The sequence below is a fragment of the Aquitalea sp. LB_tupeE genome (assembly GCF_013391415.1).
GTDB lineage: Bacteria > Pseudomonadota > Gammaproteobacteria > Burkholderiales > Chromobacteriaceae > Aquitalea.
The window spans coordinates 53,695-69,993 of record NZ_JACAXB010000006.1; the positions used below are offsets into that span (position 1 = coordinate 53,695).

10 protein-coding genes and 1 riboswitch are annotated in these 16,299 nt (G+C 57.3%); of the genes, 6 read left to right on the forward strand and 4 right to left on the reverse strand.

The window, feature by feature from the left end:
* The first annotated feature begins 150 nt into the window (after positions 1–150).
* A complete protein-coding gene (rlmD, locus tag HWX34_RS01370; protein ID WP_178970642.1) occupies positions 151–1,740 on the forward strand; it encodes a 23S rRNA (uracil(1939)-C(5))-methyltransferase RlmD in 1,590 nt (529 codons plus the stop codon).
* 335 nt (positions 1,741–2,075) lie between these two features.
* A riboswitch (cyclic di-GMP riboswitch) is annotated at positions 2,076–2,164 on the forward strand.
* A 61-nt stretch (positions 2,165–2,225) separates the two neighbouring features.
* Positions 2,226–4,958 carry a putative Ig domain-containing protein gene (locus HWX34_RS01375; RefSeq protein WP_178970643.1) on the forward strand — a complete coding sequence of 911 codons (2,733 nt, stop codon included), beginning with the start codon at positions 2,226–2,228 and terminating at the stop codon, positions 4,956–4,958.
* Positions 4,959–5,029: 71 nt separating this feature from the next.
* Here HWX34_RS01375 and HWX34_RS01380 read toward each other — a convergent pair whose 3' ends face one another.
* Genes HWX34_RS01380 through HWX34_RS01390 form a run of 3 tightly spaced genes read right to left on the reverse strand, consistent with a single transcriptional unit; the run spans position 5,030 to position 9,530 of the window.
* Complete coding sequence (locus HWX34_RS01380) at positions 5,030–6,394, reverse strand: TolC family outer membrane protein (protein ID WP_178970644.1); 1,365 nt, start codon at positions 6,392–6,394, stop codon at positions 5,030–5,032.
* Complete coding sequence (locus tag HWX34_RS01385; protein ID WP_178970645.1) at positions 6,394–7,779, reverse strand: HlyD family type I secretion periplasmic adaptor subunit; 1,386 nt, start codon at positions 7,777–7,779, stop codon at positions 6,394–6,396. Before HWX34_RS01385 ends, HWX34_RS01380 begins: the two co-directional genes overlap by 1 nt.
* Positions 7,776–9,530: a type I secretion system permease/ATPase gene (locus HWX34_RS01390; protein WP_178970646.1), complete on the reverse strand. Its 1,755-nt coding sequence runs from the start codon at positions 9,528–9,530 to the stop codon at positions 7,776–7,778. Before HWX34_RS01390 ends, HWX34_RS01385 begins: the two co-directional genes overlap by 4 nt.
* A 231-nt stretch (positions 9,531–9,761) precedes the next feature.
* On the opposite strand from HWX34_RS01390, the gene HWX34_RS01395 reads away from it, so the two are divergent.
* Positions 9,762–9,998 (forward strand): hypothetical protein, encoded by a 237-nt coding sequence (locus tag HWX34_RS01395; RefSeq protein WP_178970647.1) that lies wholly within the window; start codon positions 9,762–9,764, stop codon positions 9,996–9,998.
* Positions 9,999–10,037: 39 nt separating this feature from the next.
* Here HWX34_RS01395 and HWX34_RS01400 read toward each other — a convergent pair whose 3' ends face one another.
* On the reverse strand, positions 10,038–11,657 hold the full coding sequence (locus HWX34_RS01400; RefSeq protein WP_178970648.1) for a methyl-accepting chemotaxis protein: 1,620 nt from the start codon (positions 11,655–11,657) through the stop codon (positions 10,038–10,040).
* 332 nt (positions 11,658–11,989) lie between these two features.
* Here HWX34_RS01400 and HWX34_RS01405 point away from each other — a divergent pair, with 332 nt between their 5' ends.
* The 3 genes from HWX34_RS01405 to HWX34_RS01415 all read left to right on the forward strand — a co-directional run bounded on the left by HWX34_RS01405 (position 11,990) and on the right by HWX34_RS01415 (position 16,004).
* Entirely contained in the window at positions 11,990–12,838 is an 849-nt protein-coding gene (locus tag HWX34_RS01405; RefSeq protein WP_178970649.1) for a metallophosphoesterase, read from the forward strand.
* A gap of 188 nt (positions 12,839–13,026) precedes the next feature.
* Complete coding sequence (locus HWX34_RS01410) at positions 13,027–14,034, forward strand: hypothetical protein (protein WP_178970650.1); 1,008 nt, start codon at positions 13,027–13,029, stop codon at positions 14,032–14,034.
* 29 nt (positions 14,035–14,063) lie between these two features.
* A complete protein-coding gene (locus HWX34_RS01415) occupies positions 14,064–16,004 on the forward strand; it encodes a bifunctional diguanylate cyclase/phosphodiesterase (protein ID WP_178970651.1) in 1,941 nt (646 codons plus the stop codon).
* Positions 16,005–16,299: the final 295 nt, after the last annotated feature.

Sequence of the window (16,299 nt, forward strand, 5' to 3'; positions counted from 1 at the left end):
CGACAACTTCATTGCGCACCAGACCCATGGTTTTTCACGAAAAACATGATAACAGAAATCAGCAAATCCCCGCCCCGGCAAAAACCCCTGCGCAGCAGCGCATATTTTGAGAAAATCCCGGTTTTACGCCTGATTTCCCACATCAATACAATGACTCAGCAACAGACCATTGCTCTGGTCGAATCCCTTGACCACGAAGGCCGCGGGGTCGCCCACGTCGACGGCAAAACCATTTTCATCGACGGTGCATTACCTTATGAAAAGGTAATATACAGCGCATACCGCAAAAAACCCACGTACGAAAACGCCGACACCACCAGTGTGCTGAAGGAAAGCTTCATGCGCACCACGCCGCGTTGCCCGCATTTCGGCACGTGTGGCGGCTGTTCCATGCAGCACGTGGAATTCACCGCCCAGGTGGCCATCAAGCAGCGCGTGCTGGAAGACAACCTCAAATTCATCGGCAAGGTGAAGGCTGAGCGCATTCTCACTCCGATTGCCGGCCCTACCTGGCACTACCGTCACCGCGCACGCCTGTCCGCCCGCATGGTGCCGAAGAAAGGTGGCGTGCTGGTGGGCTTTCACGAAAAGCACTCCAGCTACATCGCAGAAATGAGTGAATGTCATATTCTGCCGAAAAACATCTCTGACATGATCATGCCGCTGCGCGAGATGATCGCCAAACTGTCGATCAACAGCCGCATGCCGCAGGTGGAAGTTGCCGTGGGCGACAAGGTGGACATCCTGGTATTCCGCAATATGGATGCCATCAACGCCGCCGATGAAAAGCTGCTGCAACAATTTGCCGACACCCACCGTCAGCCGGATCGCCCGGTACAGATCTGGCTGCAGCCCGGCGGCCCGGACACCTGCTACCCCATCTACCCGCTGGACGCACCACGCCTGACCTACAGCCTGCCGCAGTACAGCGTGGAAATGCCGTACTACCCCACCGAGTTCACCCAGGTGAACCCGCAAATCAACGCAGTGATGGTATCGCGTGCGCTCGGCTTCCTCGACCCGCAACCGGGTGAACGCATTGCCGACATGTTCTGCGGCATCGGCAACTTCACCCTGCCGATTGCCCGCTCCGGTGCCACCGTACACGGCATGGAAGGCAGCCAGGCACTGGTGAAGCGCGCAGTGGAAAACGCCACCCACAACGGACTGCAAGACAAGGTGAGCTATGAAATGGCCAACCTGTTTGAAGTCACGCCGGAAAGCTTTGCCGCACTGGGCAAATTCGACAAGATGCTGGTCGACCCGCCGCGCGACGGTGCCATCCAGCTGCTCAAGGCCATGACCGACGACACCGCGCCGCAACGCATTGTCTATGTGTCCTGTAACCCGGCCACGCTGGCGCGCGACGCCGGTGTGCTGGTGCACACCAAGGGCTATACCTTGAAGGCCGCCGGTATCATTAACATGTTCCCGCACACCGCCCACGTCGAGTCCGTCGCCTGGTTCGAAAAAACCGGCCCGGCCAAGAGCCTGAAGGAAGTGGCGGAAATGGAAGCCGCGGAAGAAGCCATCCGCGAAGCCAAGCGTCTGGCCCGCAAGCAGCAGGAAGCCGAGGCAGAAGCCCGTAAACAGGCGGAACTGGCGGAAAAAGCCGCCGCCAAGGAAGCCCGCCGCCAGCACTACCTGGCCAACAAGGACTACTACGACGCCCGTAGTGCTGCCCAACAGCAGGCACGCGATGCCGCTGCCGCTGGCGAGGATGTTTCCAGCAAGGAATAAGCTGTTTTTGGTGTTTGCCTGTAGCGTTCGACCCCAGTTGTCACCCGGAGCGAACGATGCAGGCGCACCTGACCGACAGCTATATAGCCAGAATCAAAACCCCGGATTCACGTGTTGAACTCAAGGACACGCGGATACCGGGGTTTGTTTTTGCCTGACTTCATCCTGGCTTCAGTATGACAATGAAATAATTTGGAGTCGGGTTTTGCTGAGGTATAGCCTTGGATAGCGTATGGTTTTACAGCATTCATCAACAACCCTATAATATATGTGGTTTAACAACGACATATCAGAAATTAACAATTGTAAATAAAGAAAAATCGCCACTAGAATTAGCTCATTACAGGCAAACCCGGTGAAAGCCGGTGACGCAAAACTAAAGGGACTACCGGAGGCCTTGCTCCCATGTCAGCCAGTTGCCCGCCACGCGACGCGCGGCCGCATGTGCACCTTTGGATTTGCCAGATACCACTGAAGGAAAGCACATGAGCGCCTCCAATACCCTCTCTCGCCAGTCGAACAACCCGCTGGACAATGCTTCTGGCTCGCAGACTGCCGACACGATATTGACCGGTCTGGCCAACAACGTATTGCACGATATTGCGCTACCTCTGCAAGGTGCCATGCTGCGTTCGGCGCTGCCTTTTGTCAGTGCCGCAAGCGTTAGCACCACAAGCACGGCATCCACTGCCGCTTTGGCCACTTCCACCACGACCAGCACCACCGCGGTGAAGACTGGCAGCACCGCAGCCCCCAGCTGGATTGCCACGCTGTCCGATGCCGCCCTGAAAGCCGACATGAACGCCATGTCCGGCAATGTGACTGAAGCAGGTCTCGCCAAGATGGTGACCGACCTGGCAGCCGAACTGACCAGCAGCAAGAGCACGCTGTCCTCCAGCCAGTTCAACGACCTGAAAACCATTGTCACCAATCTGAATGTCGGTGAGACGGCGTCGTCTTACTCCCAATACACCCTGAATGCGCTGGTAAACGGCAATGCAGCCAACAGTAGCTGGACCGGTGGCGCGGCCAGCTCCAGTTCGCTGGGTAATCTGTCTGCCGGTTCGAGCGCAGCACAGCTGAATAACCTGAACGGCAAATGGCTACTCGGTACCGACCTGCCTACTTCGACCGCCACGGTTGACGGCAGAACGTTCAATATCAATTACAGCACCAGCAAGGCTGGACTGTTCGGCAGCAGTGGCCCGCTGGCCAGCGATATCAACCAAGGCCAGTTGGGTGATTGCTACTTCCTGTCGTCGATTGCCGAAGTGGCCATCCAGAATTCCGGCATCATCCGGAACATGATTACCGACAACGGTAACGGCAGCTATGGCGTGGCATTCCATGTCAAGGGCGCGACTGAATACGTCACCGTCAATAATGTGCTGCAAACCGGTTGCAACTCTGGGCCCAATATGTGGGCCACCTTGTTGGAAAAGGCTTACGCCCAGTTGCAGGCAATCAATGTCACCACGGGTAACAGCTATACCGGCAACAGCTTCACGGCCATCGGTAACGGCGGTCTGCCGGAATATGCACTTGAGTCTATCACCGGTGCTTCGCAGATCACCGACTACAGCGGCAGCGGCACCAGCTGGCTGTGCCGTACTTATAATTCTTCGCTGTCCGGTACCGGCTCGCAAAGCGGCCTGAGCAATGCCACGGTATTGAGCTCGCTCAAAACCCATCTGGCAGCCGGGGATGACGTGGTACTGTCGTCCTATACTTGGAGTTACGATGCCGCAGGCAAGGTGCAACTGGTGGCAGGCCACGCCATGTCGGTTTACGGCATTGATGCCGCCAACGGTAACCTGGAAATCCGCAACCCGTGGGGTAGCCAAACAGGCCAGTACTGGAACACTACTTTTGAGGTCAGCCTGTCTACCCTGCTGGCCGCTGGCGATACCATCACCGTGGACAATGCCGGTGGCTCGGTTCCTGTCACCTCGAAAGCACCGGTCATCACCGCCCAGACGGCAGACCAGACGATTGCCGCCAACCATGCTTTCTCGGTATCGCTGGGTAATGTCTTTACCGACCCGCAAAACCAGGCACTCAGCTACAAAGTGACCCTGGCCAATGGTCAGGTCTTGCCGTCGTGGATGACTTACAACGCCAGCACCAACACCCTGTCCGGCACCACGCCGCTGACCAGCAGCAGCACCCAGGTCATGGTGAAGGTAACGGACACCTCCGGTCTGTCTGCATCGGAAACCTTCACCATCAACGATACCGCCTACGCACCGACGTTGAGCAAGGCAACTGCCACCCAACTGGTGACTCCGGGCCACACCTTCAGCATTGCCCTGCCCGCCGGTACCTTCACCGACCCGCAAGGCGAAACCCTCAGCTACAGCGCCAAACTGGCAAGCGGTGCCGCGCTGCCGTCCTGGCTCAGCTTCAACGCCCAGACCCAGACTTTCAGCGGTACCGCGCCCACGGCCAATACTTCGCTATCCCTGCAAGTCACAGCCAGCAACCAGGCAGGTCTGTCCACTTCGGAGACCTTCACCCTGAATGATGGCTATGCTGCGCCGACACTGAATCAGCAAACTGCTACGCAAACCATCAATGCCGGCAAGGCATTCAGCTTTACCCTGCCGTCCACCACCTTTATCGACCCGCAAGGCTTGGCGCTCACCTACAAGGCGGCGCTGGATAATGGTCAGGCTTTGCCCAGCTGGTTGAACTTCAATGCCCAGACCGAAACCTTCTCGGGCACCGCGCCGAGCACGGCAGGCAGTTTCTCGGTCAAGCTTACCGCTACCGACAGCGCCGGTTTGTCCACCTCGGAAACCTTCTCCATCAACGATATCGCCACGGCACTGAAAGCGCCGGTGCTGAACCCGCTGCCACTGATGGTCGGTTTCAATGCCAATGGCACGCTGAATATCAGCGTACCGCAAGGCACGTTTACCGACCCGCAAGGCTTGACCCTGACCTACGCTGCCAGTCAGTCCAATGGCCAGGCACTGCCCAGCTGGATCACCTTCAACGCCCAGAACGACACTTTTACTGCCACGCTAGGCCATCAGACCGAATCGGCCACCATCACGGTAAAAGCCACCGACACGGCAGGCCTGTCCGCCAGCGAAACCTTCTCGCTGACCTTGGGTGCCGCAGCAGCAAGCCATGGTGTGGTTGGCGAAGCAGCACCGACCATCTCCCTGGTCGGCATCCACCAGACAAGTGGTGCAGACCTGCACGCAGCCTGAGCCTTTCACCAACAAAAACGGCCTGTTGTCCATGGACAGCAGGCCGTTTTGTTATTTGCCCTGCCCGGCAATCAGGGCGAGGGCTGCGACTGGCCTGACTGAAAATGACGGTCCAGCAAGGCCAGGTCTGCCTGCTCAATGGCACCGCTGGCGGCACGTAGTGCAATCCAGCTCACCAGCTGGTTATATTGCGCCAGCAGCAAATCACGCCGCGCCTGATACAGCTGCTCCTCGCTATTGAGGATATCGGTCAGCGTTTTCACACCGGCCACCAGCCCGAGCTTGCTGGCCTTTACCGTTTCGGCGCTGGAGAACACGGCTTTTTGCAGCGAGGCTACCTTGCGCGCCCCGGTGCTCACGCCGTAATACTGCCGGCTGACTTCCAGTTCTACTTGTGCGCGGGCATTGTCCAGTTCTGCCTGGGCCTGTCGATACTGTGCCGCACTTTGGGCAAGCTGGGCAGTGTTGTAACCACCATTGAACAGCGGCAGGCTCACCTCCACGCCGATGACGTTCTGACTGATACGCTGATTGATGGTGGAGACCGAACTGGCACTGGAGCGGTCCTTGCTGGCCACCAGATCCAGCGTTGGATAATTGCCGGCGCGGCTACGTTTGACCTCCTGCTCGGCAATGCGCAGGTTCTGTTGTGCTGCCTGAATGTCCGGGCTGCTGGCCAGCGCCTTGTCGCGCCACTGCGCCAGCTCGCCTTCCGGGCCCAGATAGCGGCCAATGTCTTCCTGCGGCTCTGCCAGCACACTGCTGCGCTGGCCGGTGGTGGCTTGCAAGGTACGTTCGGCTATCTGCTGCATGCTGCGCGCTTCCAGCAGCTCCGCCTCGGCCATGGCCATGCGGGCTTCTGCATCATGAATGTCGGTCACCGTGCCATCACCCTGATCAAACAGCTTCTGTGCCTGGGTACGTGCGGCTTGCAGCGCATGCAGCTTGGCTTCACTGAGTGCCAGGTTTTTCTGTGACAGCAGCACACCCAGATAGGCCGACAGATAACGCAATACCAGTTCGTTTTCCTTGCGGGCAAACAGCGCGTGGCTGTAGTCCACCCGCGCTAGGCCTTGCTGATACAGCGCCCAGCGTTGCAGGTTGAACAATGGCTGACGCAACTGGATGGCCGCGTCCTGACTCATGTAATTGAGTGGCGAGGTGGAAATGGCACCGGTAAAGTCCGGTGCCGTATCGCTGCCGGTCACCTTGCTGCGGTTGAAGCTGGCATTGACAGTGGGCAGTAATTGCGCGCGGCCCATCGGGCCATTGGCTTCGCCAGCTTCGCGCTCGGCCGTGGCTGCCTGATATTGCGCGTCGTAGGCACGGGCCAGTTGCAGGCCTTCCAGCAAGCCATAACCCGCAGACAGGGCCGGCATCGCCAGCAGGCAGGCTGCAACCAACAGCGCCAGGCGAAACAGCGGACGCTTTGTCATCAGCTTTCCTTGAAGGCCAGATTCATGCGATCGAGCACTGGCTTGAGCAGATAGCGCAGCATGGTACGCTCGCCACTCTTGATGACAATGCTGGCCGGCATGCCGGGCTTGACCTGCTGATCCCCCAGCAAGCGCATGCCAGCCGGTGTTACCTTCACTTGTGCCAGGTAGTAGGGCATGCCGGTTTTGGCATCCAGCAAGCGGTCGGCCGAGAAAGTGGCCACCTCGCCGGGTATCACCGGGGTGGTTTGCTGGTTGAGCGCGGGGAAGCTGACATCCACCGGCAGGCCGGGGCGCACCTTGGCACTCATCGCCGGGTCCACCATGGCTTCGATCAGCAAGGGCTGGTTATCCGGCACCACTTCCATCAGTGGCTGTCCTGCCTGCACCACCCCGCCCACGGTATGAACTTTCAAGCCCAGCACCCGGCCTGCCAGCGGCGCACGGATGGTGCTGTTGCGCAGCACATAGCGCTGGGCGGCCAGCCGGTCACGCAGAGTTGCGGTCTCTTTCTGGATGTCGGTGAGCTGCGATTCCACTTCTTTCTGGTAATCCTGCTTGCGCGCCAGTTGGCGCAGCCGGGTTTCGGCAATGCTGTCCTGCACCCGGCCAATGCTGGAAATGGTATCGGCCAGCTGGCCACGGATTTCCGCTGCAGCGCGTTCCAGCTGATATAGCCGGTTTTTGGGCACATAACCGCCAGCAGCCAGGTCGCGAATGCCTTCCAGCTCCTTGTCCTGCCATTTGCTTTGTTCGGCCCGCGCCGCCTTCATGCCTTGCAGGCCACGCAATTGCTCCTGCAAGCCCTTGATGTTTTCATCCTGTGCCTGCAGTTCGTCACGCAGGCCGTCGCGCCGGGTATGAAACAACTGGGTTTGCAGCTGCTTGGCCTGCTGCACCCGCGCTTCATTACCCGGCAGTTCCTGCCCCAGTTGATCAAGCTCGGCAGAAAAGTTCAGGACAGGGCTGCCCTCGCGCTCGGCCAGCAGTCGGTCTTCAATGGCACGGGCGGTGATGAACTGCGCCAGAATGCTGCCCATCTGTGCCCTTGCTTCGGTATCGTTCAGCGTCAGCAGGGCCTGGTCTTTGCGCACCACATCGCCTTCGTTCACCAGCAGTTTTTCCACGCTGCCACCGGTCAGGTGCTGCACGGTCTGGCGGTTGCTGGCCACGATGACACTGCCATTGGCGGTCACCCCCTCGTCCAGCGGAGCCAGTGCGGCCCACAGCACAAAGCCACCAAAGCCGATCAACAACACGTTCAATCCCCTGCGCCCCACGCGCTTGTCGTCGGTATCCACTCGGCCAAAGGGTTCAATCGCGGACGGGGTAGCAGGCGTAGCCTGATCCCGGCGCAATGCAGTCAGTTTGCGGAACAGATTCATGCCACACTTTCATCCGGATTCTTGCCCGCCTGTTGTTGCATGGCGGCTTGTTGTTGCAAGGCTTGCTGGGTGGCCTGGTTCAGTGCGTACAGCACCTGGTCGCGCGGGCCGAACAGATGCAGCTGGCCGTCGCGCATCACCAGCAGCTTGTCCACAGCATTGAGAATACTGGTGCGGTGGGTAATCAACACTACGGTGCAACCGCGGGATTTCAGATCCATCACGGTATGAATCAAGGCTTGCTCGCCCACGTCATCCAGATTGGAATTGGGTTCGTCCAGCACCACAAAGGCCGGGCTGGCATAGATGGCACGCGCCAGACCAATGCGCTGTTTCTGGCCACCGGACAGCATGTTGCCGCCATCGCCCAGACGGGTATCGTAGCCTTGCGGGAAGCGCAGAATCATTTCGTGCACCCCGGCGCGGGTGGCGGCTTCAATCACCAGTGCCGAGTCCACCTTGCCAAAGCGGGCGATGTTTTCCGCAATGCTGCCTTCAAACAGCTCGATATCCTGCGGCAGATAGCCGACATAAGGGCCCAGTTCGTCCTTGTTCCACTGGAACACATCCGCCCCGTCCAGCCTTACCTTGCCCGACTGCGCCGGCCAGATGCCCACCAGTAAACGTGCCAACGTGGATTTGCCCGCGGCACTGGGGCCGACAATGCCCACTACGTCTGCATGCTGCATGGCAAAGCTGATGTTTTTCAGAATGGGCAAGGCAGTGCCCGGCGCAGCAGCCACCAGGCCTTCCACCTGTACATTGCCCTGCGGGCGCGGCAGGCTCATGCCGCTGATACGCGCCGGATATTCAGTCAGCAAGTCATCCAGCCGCTGGTAAGCCGCACGGGCTGATATCAGCTGCTTCCAGGTGGCGATGGCCATTTCAACCGGCTGCAAGGCGCGGCCCATCAGGATGGAGCCGGCAATCATCATGCCCGGGGAAATTTCATTCTGGATGGCCAGCACCGCTCCCACTGCCAATACCAGCGATTGCAAGGCCAGCCGGATCAGCTTGGAAACCGCTCCGATGCGGGCGGCACGGTCGGAAGCCTCGGTCTGTTTTTCCAGCACCCGGCTTTGCAGCAGGAACCAGCGCTCGCGCAGCGCCGGCAGCATGCCCATGGCCTCAATCACCTCGGCATTGCGCAGATTGTTGTTGGCATAATTGCTGGCGGCAATGGCCGCCTGGTTGGCTTCACCCAGCGGTTTGCGGGTGGAGATTTCTGTCAGCCAGGCCAGCGCACACAAAATCAGCATGCCGGCCAGCACAAACAAACCCAGTATCCAGTGGAACATGAAGGTGACCACCAGATAGATCGGTGCCCAGGGCGCATCGAAAAAGGCAAACAGGCCATTGCCGGTGAGAAACTGGCGCAGCGTGGTGAGGTCGTGCAGGGCCTGGCTGGCATTGCCGTTGTTACGGCGTAAGTTTCGTTCGAAGGCGGCGGTAAACACGCGGAAGTTAAGCTGCATGTCCAGCCGGTTACCCACCCGAATCAATACCGAAGCACGCACCATCTCCAATACCGACATCAGCCCGTACAAGCCCACCACCATCAGGGTCAGCATCAGCAGCGTGGTTTCATTGCGGCTGTGCAGTACCCGGTCGTAAATCTGCAGCATGTAGATGGAAGGCAGCAGCATCAGCAGATTGATGACTGCACTGAAACCGGCCAGCTGATAAAAAGCCTGCCGGAACAGCAACATGACTTGTGCCAGTTCGGAGCGCGACTGCAAAAGACGTTTCATTGGATGGTGTCTCGGAATGGCATGCGTGGCGCAGTCAGGCGGTGCGGCCTGCTGGGCGTGTTAAAAAATGCAAGCAATCTTACCATTGGCATGTTTCTCCCCCTACCCCCATTTTAGTGGCAGGGTTTATGCTTTGCCGCACCATGTCGTCAGTCGGGCTGATTGGCACAAAATCCCACGCTGCGGTATGGTAGGCCGCGTATTTGCCATCGATGAATGAAAGATCACATCATGTTTGTCCAGGACAGCAGCAGCATTGTCTATCGTCAACTCAGTACTGCAGATGGCAAGGTGTTTTCCGTACCGGAGTTCATCCTGCGGGTGGACGAGGCCGGCTTCAGTGGCTGGCAGTTACGCTATGGCGAATGGACCGACTTTGCCGATCAGCCCGGTGCCGATGGCCGTGCCGAGGCGCTGCAGCGCGCCGTGGAAGAAATGCTGGAACGGGTGGAATACCGGGGTAAATGAACAGGCCACGCCTGCGGGCATGGCCTGTTGTGATCCAGGCTAGAGCTGGTATTGACTGATGATCTTCATCTGCTGTTCAGCCTGACTGCGCAGTGACTTGGCATGACCGGCGGTTTGCGCTGCCACCGCATTGGCCTGCTCCGACATCTGCGCAATGCGCTCCACCTGCCGGGCAATGCTGTTGCTGGCTGCGCCTTGCTCCTTGATGGCCATGGAGATGTCCGCCACCATGCCGGTGGTTCCGGCAGCCGCTTCGCCAATGCTGAGGATGGCCCGGTCCGCTTCATCCGCCCGGCTGACCCCGCCCTCGACCAGTTGCTCGGCATTGTTCATCTGCTCCACCACCGCAATTGAAGCCTGCTGCATGGCCTGCAGGCTGGCTGAAATTTCCTGGGTGGAGCTGGCAGTACGCTCAGCCAGTTTACGAACTTCGTCGGCCACCACGGCAAACCCGCGTCCCATCTCCCCTGCCCGCGCAGCTTCGATAGCCGCATTGAGCGCCAGCAGATTGGTTTGGTCTGCCACATCGCGTATCACCTGCACCACCGACATGATTTGCTGACTCTGTGCATTCAGGCCACGCAATGCCTGCCCGGCACTGGCAATGGCGGCGGAGATGTCGCGAATATCGCTGATGGTCTGACTGATGGTGACCGAGCCCGCTTCGGCTTGCTGACTGGATGTTTGCGACAGGCGCTGCGCCTCGTCAGCACGCTCGGCCACATGATTGACGCTCACCGTCATCTGTTCGATGGTGGCAGCCACTGCCGCAGAGGATTCGCTCTGCGCCGATGCAGCCTGGAAGATGGTGTCGGCCGCCTCGTTCATCTGGTGTGACGATGCCATCACATCCTGGGCACCATGCTGCAGTTGTTGCAGGTTTTGTTGCAGGCTGTCCAGCAAGGAATTGAATGCCTTGGCAGTACGGCCCAATTCATCCCGACTAGCGTTGTGTACCCGCAGTTTGAAATCGCGCTGCCGGCTGAGCTGCTCCATGGTGTGCTGCATGTCGGTCAAGGAGCGGGTAATGGCGCGGATCAGCCACCAGCCGCCAATGGCTGTCAGCAGCAAGGCCGCCAGGGCCAGCGACATCTGCAACCACTTGGCCGTGACATAGGCCGAATGATTGGCTTCGTTTTGCCGATTACCCAGCTGATAGTTGTAGTTGATCAGCTTGTTCAGGTCTGCTTCCAGCTTGCCGGACAACTGATACAGCGTGCCGCTTTCCAGCATGGCCGTGGCCACCGACATGTAATTGGACCGCGAGTTGTTGAAAAACTCGTCCATGGCAGTGCGGTATTGCGCCATGTCGGCCTTGGCCTGCTTCACCATCTGCCGGTCGGTGTCATCCACCGCCAGCTCTGCCTCATATTGGCCGACCGCCTTGTCAAACTGCAGGCGCTTGCTTTCGATGGCCTTTTCGTCTTCCTGCTTCTTGTCCTGCTGCACATGGGAGACATGGTTACGCAGCGATGTCCGCATGTCGTACATGGCGACTTGCGCACTTTGCAAGGCTTTCAGACTGGGAAAGGTATTGCTGCTGATGTACTCGAAACGGGCTTGTGCCGCACTCAGTTGCCAGAGCCCCACTGCGCTGACCACCAGCAGTGCCAGCAAGGCAATAGAGAGTAGCAGCGTGATTTTCAGCTTGATTGTCATCCTCCGACTTCCTTTTCGGTTTGTTATTGTTGGACATGCTTCTGACTGGTCCTGCCCCATCTGTAAATGACCGGCCGGGAAAGTGCCAGCCATTGCGCAGGGCTTGCTGTTTTATACATGAGTGCCCGGATGATGACGATGAGAACTTGCAGTCACTGCGGCAAAACAGACAGGGCGGGTCGACACAGCAAACAAGGGACTGGCCAGGGCTGGTCGCACCGAGATTCGCCTTGCAGTCGCTTTGTCAGCTGCTTATAAGTGAAGCAGGTGATTTTTCCAGATCAAACAGGTGGGCTTTAGCCGGAGACGTTCGGCCGGTCAGGTACAAGACTGTGAAATTAATCCATATCAGCGATACGCATCTGGGCAAAAATGATAATGAGCTCCGCTTCTCCCGCCTAGTGGACCAGCTTGTCACCACGCCCCCACTCCCCCCGCAAGATTGCCTGTTGATTCATACCGGTGATGTCATCGATAGCGCCAGTACCGAAAACCGCGCCGCGGGTTGCCAGCAACTGGCACGTTTGTCCGCCGCCGGCTATCGGGTGTATCTCTGCCCCGGCAATCACGATTATGGCAATGCAATGGCCATCAATAATCAGGCGGCGCATGCTTTTCTCAATGATTATCACCAGTGGATTTTCCTCGGTCAGCCCACCAGCTTTCCGGTAGTCCATCAGCTTGATGCTGCGCATGTGCTGATTCTGCTGGATTCCAACGCCGCAGAACTGGTGTGGTACCAGCGCTGGTTTGCCGAAGGGCATCTGGGCAGCAGCCAGTTGGCGGCGCTCAACACCTTGCTGGACCGGCCAGACATCCGGGACAAGCGCATCATCCTGTGTTTGCATCATCACCCGTTTTACTACGGCTACAGCGTTGCGCCGGATGTGGGCGATGGTCATCTGGCCATTCATCTGCTGGCAGGCGTCACCCGCAGTTTCCGCCGGCTCAAGGATGCATATTCCTTGTGCAAGATCATTCAGGACCGGGTGCAGATACTGCTGTTCGGTCACATGCACTACGGGCTTGATTGCAGCTCGGAAAGTCAGAAATACGGTATTCCGCTGGCCTTAGATGGTGGTTCATCCACCTGTACCGATGATGATTGCGACCGCTTGCGCTACAGGCTGATTGATACCGATACCATGGCGGTCAGCACCGCAATGCTTCGTCTGGATTAACAAGCGAGGAGGGTTGGGAATACATGAAATTCATCGACAAGACCTTGTTGCTATTACTGGCCATATTGGCGCGCCCCGTCTACCTGTTGTTGCGTTTCCTGATGATTACCGCCCTGTTCAGTCCCTTGCTGGTGCTACTGGCATGGCTGCTGCCCCCCGCTTACCGTGCAATCATCCTGACCTCGGCCTTGAGCCTGCTGTTTGTCCTCAATCTGTTTGGCGTAGCCCTGCCCCCTTCCCGGCCCACCTACTGGGGCAATCCGCAATATGGCGGTTGGAAAGGCTTGAGTAATTTCCTGATAGATCGCCTCATCAACTGGATAGGAACATTGAAATACGCCAGCTTGCGTAGCGGGCCAATCCGCATGGCTTACTGCGTGCAGGAAGACCCAGGCGGTTACAAGATTGATGCGCGGGCCATTCGCAATCTGCTAGAAGGCGGGCAGGATGGCCTGCCGTTACAGCCGGGCGATATTCTGCTCAGGGGTTTTGACCATTTCATTGATGGTGCCTTTATCAATATGGCGGGCAATAGCGGCAATGACGCGCAGTTTTATTCCCATGCCGCATTGTATGTGGGCGAACTGACCGAGGCAGACCGCAAACTGGCCGCCAGTGAACTCAAAGTAGCCACCGGCAATGCAGGCTGGGCAGAAGCCAGTGAGGCAGAAAAAGAAGCGGTCAGACATGACCCGGCCTACTTTCAGACCGGACGACAAATGGTGATTCATTCCATGTCACGCGGTGTCTTTGTGGAAGATATTCTGACCTTCACCCGCTGTGATTATCTGTGCGTTATCCGTTTGCAAGGCCCATTGCAAAAAAAGAGTGGCAGTCTGGCCAAGTTCCTGCCCGGAATGGCCGCCTTGAATGAATTTGAGTCCGCTATAAACCAGCAATTACAGCAAGGTTTAGTAGTAAATGTGGCCGATGTGGTGAGCGCAGCGCGCCATGCTGCACTAAGCCGCATCGGTAGTGCGTATGACTTTCAATTTGATGATGTCAAGACATTTCATCGGTTCAGCTGCTCCGAGTTTGTCTATTTTTGCTATAAAAGTGTACATGGGCTGATTGGTTTGCAACTGCAACGTCACGCAATTTTCAAGGTTCTGTTTGCCCGCAACTCCATCACTCCACCTGACATATACAAAACAGCCAAGGCAGGGAAGTTCATGAGGATTGTCTGGCGCTGTTAGCGTGATTGGTCGATGCGATCGGGGAAATCATGACCAGAACTGCCAGAGCACTCATCACCTATGGTGCAGTGCTTCGTACCGTGTGCTCGCTGCTAGGCTTGAATGTACAGCCAGTCAGCACAACGGAAGAGAGACGCAAGCAGGCCGTGATTGCCATTGCACTGGCATTACCCGTAACCCTGATTTTTGCGCTAATCAACTATTTCCAGTTTCACTTTGAAGAACTGGCGCAAGCAGAGATCACCGTTGCGGTCCTTTTCTTGCTTCCTGCATTCCTGCTGCTGAATACCGACCGTGCCATAGGCTGGGCTGAATCCCTTATCCTGTGGTACGGCATTTTCATATCCAGTGCCCTGATTGTGTATGGCGGACTGGAAGGAAGCGGCGTGTTGTGGGTATTCACTTACCCATTTCTGGCTTTTTTCATCAAGGGGCAACGCCTTGGCTGGTTGTATTGCCTGGCCTGGGTGGCGGTATGCTGGCTGGCGGTAAAGCTGCTTGGCAATCTGCCGCATGCCTGGCATTACCCGGATGCTTATGTGGGCCAGATGATTCCGGCATTGCTGTTTTACTCCACCATGGCCGCGGCATTCAATCTGGTGCGAGCCCGCTTTGAAGAAATGCTGCATGACAAGGTGGAAACCAATACCGCCCGTGCACGCGCCTATCTGGATCAGCTGCAATTCCTGGCGCAGCATGATGAAGTCACCGGCTTGCCTAATCGCAATCGGCTGATCGTACTGCTGGAGGAGGCCATCGCACAATGCAATACGGCTCAGGAAGCTATTGTGGTGATTGACCTGCGGCTGGAGCGGCTGTTTGAAATATCCAATATCCTGGGCGAACGTGGCGGCGATTTGCTGATGGAATCCATTGCCCACTCGCTACAGGAACGTTACGGCAAGATTGGTTATCTGGGACGGCTGCGACGTGACGAATTCGGTTTCTTCTACCAGACCGAACTACAAAATACCAAGCCGTGCAAGCTGGCAGAAGCGGTCTCAGATATCGCACTGAGCTATCAGGTGGACAACTACCCCATCCACATCGAAAACAGCATCGGCATTGCACTCTACCCGCAGCATGCCCAAACCACTGCCGATATGTGGCTGAAGGCCGAGCAAGCCATGCTGCACGGCCGTGCCAACAAGCTGGACATATCCATTTACAACGAGGAGCTGAATCAGCAATTTGTCCGGCGTAACCTTTTGTTCGGTCAGCTACGCCATGCACTGAGCAATCAGGAACTCAGCCTGCATTTCCAACCACAGATCGACCTGAAAACCGGCAGGCTGGTGGGCGCGGAAGCACTGGCGCGCTGGCGTACCGGTAGCGGGCAGTATATTTCCCCGGCCGAGTTCATTCCGGTTGCCGAAAGTTCTGGCCTGATCAAGCCATTCACCAAATGGCTGCTGTCCGAGTTTTTCCGCCAAACGGCACAATGGCGGCAGGCCGGCATGGATCTGCTCTTTTCAGTCAATCTGTCAGCGCGCAATCTGGCCGACCCCGAGCTGATTTCAGACCTGCGCCACTTGTTGGCCTTTCATGCCATCCCTGCTGAAAACATTGTGCTGGAGATTACCGAGTGTTCGTTTTCCGACTCACCAGACCAATTCATGATGACGGTGGATCAATTGCACAGGATGGGCTTCCGGCAATCGATTGACGACTTCGGGACGGGTTATTCATCGCTGTCCTACCTGAAGGACCTGCGGGTCAACGAACTGAAGATAGACCAGAGTTTCGTCACCAACCTGACAAGTGAAAAAAGCTGCATCGCCATTGTGAAATCCACCATCCAGCTGGCCCATAACCTGGGACTGACCGTCGTTGCAGAGGGAATTGAAAGTGAGGCGGTAGCCGCGTTTTTGCGTGATGCCGGCTGCGATATTGGCCAAGGCTACTACTACAGCAAACCACTGCCGGTGGATGCTTTCTTCAGCTATGCATCATCGAGCACAATGCCCTGACATAGGGGTGCCAATACAATTCGGCATCATATGGCAGGCCAAATAGGAAAACAAAAAGCCCACCGTGTAGGTGGGCTTCTGTTTGAATCTGTTGGCTCCCCGAGCAGGGCTCGAACCTGCGACCTGCGGATTAACAGTCCATTTAACGGGCCTTGCCCAGACTGAAACCTCATCAGAAAACCAATAAAAATCAGCAACTTAACCTACCCGCACTTCCTGCGACTTACCGCCATTTACCTCACTAAGTGCAGCAAAATTGCAGCAACGCAAATTCATTTTAGGCAATGCAGCCTTG

Coding starts and splice junctions, on each gene's coding strand:
- rlmD (WP_178970642.1), top strand. CDS start 151: ATGACTCAGCAACAGACCATTGCTCTGGTCGAATCCCTTGACCACGAA.
- HWX34_RS01375 (WP_178970643.1), top strand. CDS start 2,226: ATGAGCGCCTCCAATACCCTCTCTCGCCAGTCGAACAACCCGCTGGAC.
- HWX34_RS01380 (WP_178970644.1), bottom strand. CDS start 6,394: ATGACAAAGCGTCCGCTGTTTCGCCTGGCGCTGTTGGTTGCAGCCTGC.
- HWX34_RS01385 (WP_178970645.1), bottom strand. CDS start 7,779: ATGAATCTGTTCCGCAAACTGACTGCATTGCGCCGGGATCAGGCTACG.
- HWX34_RS01390 (WP_178970646.1), bottom strand. CDS start 9,530: ATGAAACGTCTTTTGCAGTCGCGCTCCGAACTGGCACAAGTCATGTTG.
- HWX34_RS01395 (WP_178970647.1), top strand. CDS start 9,762: ATGTTTGTCCAGGACAGCAGCAGCATTGTCTATCGTCAACTCAGTACT.
- HWX34_RS01400 (WP_178970648.1), bottom strand. CDS start 11,657: ATGACAATCAAGCTGAAAATCACGCTGCTACTCTCTATTGCCTTGCTG.
- HWX34_RS01415 (WP_178970651.1), top strand. CDS start 14,064: ATGACCAGAACTGCCAGAGCACTCATCACCTATGGTGCAGTGCTTCGT.